Raw genomic sequence first — 7,957 nt, 5'->3', positions numbered from 1 at the left:
CAGGAGTGTATAGGTTCAATTGGAAGAATTTCTTTTCGGGGCCAACACCGGCCGATGAAAACGATAGTTGGTTACGATTCCCGAACAATGACGATGTATGGTTCTTTGGCATCGATGCCAGTACACCGGAAGGTGACCCAGCAAATGAAGCGGAAATTATTGCCAACCTCCAAGGGGCACAGTCAGAAATCGTGTTTCCAATAGGTAGTTCAAGGATAACGGCATCCACAACACCGGATGGTGCTGGAGCTGATGGCTATTTTAAAGTGTACCGAAGCGCAGGCACTTCCGAAACCTATGATTGGCAGGCAAGGACAAGTGATAACAATGATCATAATATTTATGTTTGGTTCGTAAACCCTGGAACGTATACCATGGAAGTATCCGAACGTTCTTCAGGCCATGCCATAGATCGAATGGCTCTTTACAAAGTGGATACCTATGGCTACAATTATAGCACTACGATATTGGACAATGCTCCAGAATCGCAAGGTGGAAGCACCTATATTGCTGGAGCAGCAGCCAATAGCCCTTATAATGTAACGGTTACGGTTACAGATGATGGCGACCCTGTTAGTGAGGAGTCTATTGACTTTGTATGGCATGTGGGAGAATCTGGAGATTTAATTGCCGTACCCGAAGCAGATGTGGTTACAGGTATTGTACCTTTAAAAGTGAACTTTACAGGAAGCAATTCATTAGACGATGCAGGAGTGATTAGTTATTTATGGAGTTTTAACGATGGTACTGGTAATACTTCAACAGAAGCTAACCCTACCTACGAATTTTCCGAAATAGGGACGTATATTGTCGATTTAATGGTTGGTGATGGTGATGGGAATTTTGATACCAAAAGCATAACCATAGAGGTTACAGGTACAGGTATTCCACCAATTGCTGTGGCATTCTCAGGTGTTACGGAAGGTGAAGCGCCATTTCAGGTTAATTTTGACTCTAATAATTCGACTGATGATTTGGTAATAGAAAGTTATGCTTGGGATTTTGGAGATGGAAATTCTTCAATAGAGGCTAATCCAACATATACATATAATGATCCAGGAATCTATACGGTTATACTCACAGTAACCGATATTGAAGGCTTAACAAGTATTGATGAAATTACCATTACCGTGACCCAGTCGCCTGTCGCAGTGGTTACGGCTACCCCCGAAGCAGGAAATGCTCCTTTGGAAGTATCTTTCACGGGAAGCACATCAACAGATGATGAAGGAATTGTTTCCTATGCTTGGGATTTTGGTGACGGTAACACCTCAACAGAGGCCGATCCAACCAATACCTACAATACTTCGGGAACTTATGATGTGGTTCTAACAGTAACAGATGGTGAAGGTCTGACAGGAACTGATACCATATCGGTTACGGTAACCAATGATGCTCCTGTTGCAGTAGTATTGGCCACTCCAGATACTGGTGAGACACCATTAGAAGTATTTTTCACGGGAGGTGGCTCAACAGATGATGCAGGAATTGTTTCCTATGAATGGGATTTTGGGGATGGAAACATCTCGACCGAGGCCGACCCAACTCATACCTATACTGATTCGGGTAACTATATAGCGGAACTTACGGTGACAGATGCAGAAGGCGAAACAGGTGTTGCTACAGTATTGATTCAGGTTACCGAACCTGGTGGTAATCAAGCCCCTGTGGCGATGGCCAATGCGAACCCAACAGAAGGACAGGCTCCATTGCCAGTAATCTTCGATGGTAGTGGCTCTACGGATGATGTTGGTATTGCATCATATGTATGGGATTTCCAAGATGGAACAACCTCAAGTGAAATAAACCCTGTTAAATCTTTTGATGAAGGAGGAACTTATAATGTTACCTTGACCGTAATGGACAATGAAGGATTAACAGATATCGCAACAATAACTATTGTTGTGTCAGCGGTAAATCAAGCTCCCGTAGCTGTTGCATCAGCAACCCCTGAAAGTGGTGATGCACCATTGGAAGTAGCATTTACGGGAAGCAATTCTACAGATGATGATGGAGTGGTAAGCTATACTTGGGACTTTGGAGATGGAAACACCTCAATGGCGGCGGACCCGACCCATACCTATAGTGCTTCAGGAACCTATGCTGCGGAGCTTACCGTATCAGATGCAGAAGGTTTGACAAGTACGGACACAGTAACCATTCAGGTTACTGAAGTAGGAGGTAACCAAGCTCCTGTAGCTGTTGCATCGGCAACCCCTGAAAGTGGTGATGCACCATTGGACGTAGCATTTACGGGTAGTGATTCTACCGATGATGTTGTAATTGTAAGTTATGCTTGGGATTTTGGAGATGGAAACACCTCAACAGAGGCTGATCCGACCCATACTTATAATACTTCGGGCACTTATGATGTAGTTTTGACGATAACAGATGCAGAAGGTTTGACAAGTACGGACACAGTGACCATCCAGGTTGCCGAAGTAGGTGGTAACCAAGCTCCTTTAGCGGTTGCTTCTGCAACACCTGAAAGTGGTGATGCACCATTGGAAGTAGCATTTACAGGTAGTAATTCTACTGATGACATTGAAATTGTAAGCTATGCTTGGGACTTTGGAGATGGAGAAACCTCTACTGAAATGAATCCTACGCATACATACAACGAAGCAGGAACCTATACTGTAGAACTTACGGTTACTGATGCAGAGGGTGTAACTGATACAGACTCAATTACTATTACGGTTTCAGAGGAAGAGACTGATGATATTGTTGGTGTAATTGCTCCGAACCCAGCTCCTGATGTTGATGGGTATGCAAATATTCAATTGAGTCAGATGTCTAGCAGCACAGTGCTTACCTATATTCATCTGCACGATTCTACGGGTAAATTAGTAGGAACCTTTGATGCTTCACAAGCTTATTATGAAAATACAGATTCATATCGAGTTCCAGTAAGTACGCTTAGGAATGGACTTTACTATGTAACCATTGAAGTTGATAATGGAGATCCCATAGAATTAAAGCTTTTGGTTAGGAATTAAATTTTGCGATAGTATAATTTAGATGAAAGAGGGCGATGTAATCGTCCTCTTTTTATTTTGACCCCATTCTCTTTTATGTGTCAATGTAGTGCTTTGGTTAAATCATAGAAATACTGCAATCCCACTATTTTCTATTTACAATCGTACCATAGAATAGCCCCTAGATAGAGTAAGTTCAATATTCATCAATATTTTAAAGTTACATATTGATAGTTAAGCTGTTATGTAGATGAATTTCATCGATTTAATAGGTAGTTCAGCTAATAGGTATAATCTTGTAATAAAGATTTTTGTCTTCGTTTTATCTTCGTAATACCCCCGAAAAAAACCAATCAAAGCTCTAATATGAAAGAAAATTACTCTCGGGGAATATTCCTCCTTCAACTATTGATTTTTATTATTTCTGTTGAAACATTTTCTCAGAATTTTACGCAAAGTCAAATAAACTTTAATGGACTTGGCAACGTTTCGGAGGGGGTCACTTCATTGATGTACGGTCCCGACGGACGTTTATATGTTGCAGAGTATCCGGGCACCATCAAAATATTGACTATTGAGCGAAATGGCCCAACAGATTATGTTGTGACCAACATTGAGACATTGTCAGGTGTAAAAAATATTGTCAACCATGATGATGATGGTAGTCCTTGCACTGGTACTTCTGGAGATTGTTCCAGTCGAGAAACTACAGGTTTGACCGTTGCAGGTACTGCATCGAATCCTATAATTTATGTTACTTCCAGTGATTTTAGGATTGGAGCAGGTTCTGGTGGAGGAAATGGGGATATTGATTTGGATACCAATTCAGGAGTGATAACCCGTTTTACATGGACTGGGACAGAATGGGATGTAGTGGATTTGGTAAGGGGACTTCCCCGATCGGAGGAAAACCATGCCACCAATGGGCTGGAGGTCGCTACGATCAACGGAACAGAATATCTCATTGTTGCCTCAGGAGGTATCACTAATGGAGGGGCACCTTCGACTAACTTTGTATTCACCTGTGAATATGCCCTTTCAGGAGCAATATTGTCGGTGGATCTTGATGCTATCAATTTGCTTCCAACTCAAACTGATGTGGATGGACGTGAATTCATTTATGACCTTCCAACCTTGGACGATCCTACTCGTGCCAATGCAAATGGCATCACAGATCCAAATGATCCTAATTATGATGGTATAGACTTAAACGATCCATGGGGAGGCAATGATGGACTGAATCAGGCCATGGTAGTTACAGGAGGCCCAGTACAAATATATTCCCCGGGCTATAGGAATGCATATGATATTGTACTTACAGAAAGTGGCGCCCTATACGCTACGGATAATGGGGCCAATGGAGGCTGGGGTGGTTTTCCGGTCAATGAAGGGGTAGATGGCACCGTCACAAATGCATACGACCCTGCTGAGCCCGGAAGTCAATCTTCTTCGGGTGGAGAAATAATTGATAATAAGGATCACCTGCAATTGATTACCACCGACGTACAGTCTTATGTTCCTGGGTCCTTATATGGTGGGCACCCAAACCCGACAAGGGCGAACCCTTCGGGGGCAGGACTATTTACGGACAATGGTTCAACACAAGTTTTTAGAACATTGGTATACGATCCTGATGGATCGACACTAGGATCAACATCCGACCCAAGTATTGCATTGCCCGCAAACTGGCCACCGGTAAAAACTGCGAATCCAGTAGAAGGCGATTGGAGAAGTCCATCTTCAACAAATCCTGATGGGCCTGATGATGACCCAGTCGTTATATGGGGTACCAATACAAACGGCATTGATGAATATACGGCATCCAATTTTTCCGGAGCTATGCAGGGAAATCTTTTGGCAGGAAACAATGGAGGTTATATTAGACGAGTCCAATTGCAGACTGATGGAAGTTTACAGAATTTGACCTCAAATTTTCTATCTGGTATTGGAGGAAACGCACTTGGTATTACCTGTAATAGTGATAATGATATTTTTCCAGGGACAATTTGGGCAGGAACACTCAATGGACTCATTGTAGTTTTTGAACCTCAGGATTTTATCCAGTGCGATAATCCCGAAGGGGAGCCTTTGGCAGATTTTGATGGTGATGGTTATACAAATCAAGATGAGTTGGATAATGGAACTGATCCCTGTAATGGGGGCTCTCAACCCGACGATTTTGATAAATCTGCGGGAGCTCCATTGGTATCGAACCTTAATGATTTGGATGATGATAACGATGGGATTCCAGATGCTTCAGATCCTTTCCAGTTGGGGGATCCCGAAACTTCAGGAAGCGATGCCTTTGTCCTTCCGATTGGCAATGATCTCTTTAACGACCAACAAGGCCTTGGTGGCATTTTTGGTTTGGGGATGACAGGATTGATGAACAATGGTGATACAGCAGCAAATTGGTTGGATTGGATTGACGATAGGGACAACGGCCCGAATCCCAACGATGTGCTTGGTGGCGCCCCTGGTATTATGACATCCCATATGACCGAAGGGACCGCATTAGGTGCTTCGAACAACCAGGATAAGGGATATCAATATGGTGTACAAGTAGACAATACTACTGGAAAGTTTGCCGTGGTCGGTGGGATGAACGGCTTTACGGGGCCTCTCCGATTATATGAAAATACTGATGGAGTATCGGGTGGTGAATTAGGTTTTTTCATTGGCGATGGAACACAGAGTAATTATATCAAGTTTGTGGTCACCACCGATGGGTTCACTGCACTTCAAGAAATCGACGATATACCGGGAACACCAATGGAGGCTGCTATTGCATTGGGAGACAGGCCTACAAGTGGCATCAGGTTTTATTTTGTGGTCGACCCTGTCGTTGGTACTGTTGATCTAGAATACGAGATAGATAGCAACCCAAGAACTTCATTGGGACAGATAAATGCTTCTGGCACTATTTTGCAGGCCATTCAAACCAATAGTCTTGATTTGGCCGTTGGATTTATTGGCAGCTCCAATACTCCAGGTAAGGAATTGGAAGGGTCATGGGACTTTTTGAATGTGATAAGTGAAGAGCCTATTACGGATGCTGGTGTAGTAGCTAGAGTTAATGCTTCTGGAAGTTTGGTTACAGACCCTATAGATGGAGTTGATTGGCAATCGAATGACACCAATGGTGCTACAAGCGGTCCAGGGTATAGTGTTAATACAGGTACGGGATATCCATCAGGATTGTTGTATGCGAATCGCCACCCCAGCATACCTGCAAGTATGAACCAATCAACTTTCGAATCACTTTTTGAACTTGAAAGGTATGATCCTGAAACTGGGGAGGAAATGGAATTTTTATTCCCAGTTGCAAATGGCAATTATGTGGTCAATCTCTATTTAGGGAATAGCTTTTCAGGAACAAGCCAAGTAGGGGATAGAGTTTTTGATATTGCCATTGAAGGACAGGTTGTGGGGCAAAATATTGACCTTGTTGCATTATTTGGCCACGAATCTGGTGGAATGTTAAGTTATCAGGTAGATGTACAGGATAGTGAATTGAATGTACAGTTTATCCATGAAGTTCAGAATCCATTGGTCAATGCAATAGAGATACTTTCCATTGTTCCGGATCAAAACCCCATTATTGTAGAACCTATAGCCAATCAACATAACATGGAGGGTGATATTCTTGACGGAAGTCTGGGCGTTGTTGCCTCGGGAGGTGATGGTAATCTTTCCTTTAGCGCATTTAATTTACCTCCAGGTGTTTTTATAGAACCAACAAATGGACAAATAGGTGGAGCAATTGAGCCATTGGCGGCGACTGGAAGTCCTTATAGTGTAAGTATTGTGGTAGATGATGGTGATGAGCAATCATTGGATGCGGTTACAATAAATTTTGATTGGACCATTATAAGTAACAATTTGTCATGGACGGACAAGGACGAGGATGAAAGTTATACTGCCCGTCATGAAAACTCCTTTGTGCAGTCAGGAATCCATTTTTATGTAATGGGGGGGCGTGAAAACGCGACAAGCATTGATGTATATGATTATACCAATGATAGTTGGACAGAATTGACAGGGATTACTCCAACAGTTGATGGTGCCCAACTGGAGTTTAACCATTTTCAAGCAACAGAGTACAAAGGCTTGATCTGGGTCATTGGTGCTTTTAAAAGTAACGCCTACCCCAATGAAGTACCGGCGGAGTACATTTGGATGTTCGACCCAGCCTCTCAGGAATGGATCCAAGGTCCACAGATACCAGAGGGTAGAAGACGAGGTTCCGCTGGCCTGGCCTTGTACAACGACAAGTTTTATGTGGTGGGCGGCAACAACGATGGTCACGATGGGGGCTATGTGGCCCAATTTGATGAGTATGATCCAGCAACGGGAACATGGACCACTCTGACAGATGCCCCAAGGGCAAGGGACCACTTTTCTGCTGTGGTGATAGGAGATAAACTGTATGTTGCAGGGGGAAGGATTTCAGGAGGCACTAATGGAGTATTCAAACCAGTCATAGCAGAAGTGGATGTCTATGATTTTACTTCTGGCACCTGGAGTACTCTGCCAAGCGATCAAAACATCCCGACACCACGTGCGGGTGCAGCAGCGGTAAATTTCAACGACAAATTGATTGTGATAGGGGGAGAGGTTCAAAATGAACTGGTCTATGGCGTCAGTACGGATGATGCACTGTCCATAACCGAAGAATACGATCCAGTTACCCAAACATGGGACCGATTGCCCGACATGAATTATGAGAGACAGGGCATCCAGGCGATAGTTTCCGGTCCAGGGGTGCATGTATTGGGAGGCTCGCCCAATAGAGGAGGCGGGAACCAGAAAAACTTGGAATACCTGGGCGAGGATGCCCCTGTTGGGACACCTATTGTAGGCAGTGCATTATCGGCACCCACAACTGTTGTGTTCAACGATGGGGAGACCTTGGAGATAGATCTAGATGTCATAGATGGCAACACAGGGCTTTTCATCAGTTCAATGGAGGTCACCGG

2 protein-coding genes are annotated in these 7,957 nt (G+C 43.6%); both read left to right on the top strand.

Translation table 11 applies throughout. The annotated features are described in order from the left end of the window. Window positions 1-2,999: PKD domain-containing protein (locus BLQ18_RS16835; protein ID WP_139150420.1), on the top strand; the 2,999-nt coding region annotated here is incomplete at its 5' end. Between the two features lie 345 nt (window positions 3,000-3,344). After that, on the top strand, window positions 3,345-7,957 hold a 4,613-nt coding region (locus BLQ18_RS16830), incomplete at its 3' end, for a Kelch repeat-containing protein (protein ID WP_245668179.1).

The sequence above is a fragment of the Flagellimonas zhangzhouensis genome, from assembly GCF_900102925.1.
Classification (GTDB): Bacteria; Bacteroidota; Bacteroidia; order Flavobacteriales; family Flavobacteriaceae; genus Flagellimonas; species Flagellimonas zhangzhouensis.
This window is presented reverse-complemented; position numbering and strand designations above follow the sequence as displayed.